Source organism: Parendozoicomonas sp. Alg238-R29 (assembly GCF_947331445.1).
In the GTDB taxonomy this organism is placed as follows: Bacteria; Pseudomonadota; Gammaproteobacteria; order Pseudomonadales; family Endozoicomonadaceae; genus Sansalvadorimonas.
The window spans coordinates 1-835 of the sequence record NZ_CAMZOG010000251.1 but is presented as its reverse complement, the minus strand read 5'-3'; the positions used below and the strand labels follow the sequence as shown (position 1 = coordinate 835).

Annotated in this window: 1 protein-coding gene; it reads left to right on the top strand. The window is 39.9% G+C overall.

Annotated elements, in window-relative coordinates:
• On the top strand, positions 1-782 hold a 782-nt coding region (locus QMA35_RS21905; RefSeq protein ID WP_281649253.1), incomplete at its 5' end, for a hypothetical protein.
• Positions 783-835 lie beyond the last annotated feature (53 nt).

Genomic DNA, 835 nt, shown 5'->3' with positions numbered 1-835 from the left:
AAGAAGATAAGTGCTACTTGTGCAATAAACCCTTTGCAACAATAAGTAAAGGGAATCCATGTTTGCATTGGCTTTTACGTCGTTGTAAATTTAAAAGGAAAGATTTTCCGAGTATTTACGAAAATTTCGATTATCATCAAATTACAGCTTTTCTTCGTTGGGTTTCACATGCAGAAAGTGGTGCGAAGAACATAAACGACCTCAGAGAAGAAAGCTCAGAACGCAAGAAATTTGAAGTAACAATAAAATGGAAAAACATTGAGTGGACGCTAGATTGTTCTCACAATGATTTTGAAGGTCACTCCGGCTCAAAAACTGACTTCCCACACTGGCATTTCCAAATGCGGATAGATGGAAATCAATTTATTAACTTCAATGACTACCACATTCCATTTTCTAATGATGATCAAGTTAAATTGCGCCTAATGGATGACTCTGAGTCTGGTTTGCATCACACCTTTGGTTATGGTGGTTTAGGCATGCAGGAAACAATGGATTCCTTGGAAAATAATTTTGAAGATATGATAGAAAACTCTGTATCAGCAGCAGATCCAGAGGATGGATTGCTTCATATGCAATCCATGATTTCCGCTCCTGACGGTGGTATTCCTGGAGAAAAAATTGATGAAGCTTTAGAAATGCACAGAAAAACTGGAAAAACTCTTCAGTATTGCTTCTCTAAAGTCCTTGAAGGTGATGACACAGTATCCATAAAGACAATGGTCAGTCCAGCCGAGAGTGTTCCTGAAATTGCAAAACGTACTGAGCGTAAACGAAGGTGAACCTAACAAGCCCATCCAAGCGACCGCCTACGGCGGCGCTTGATGGGGGCGTT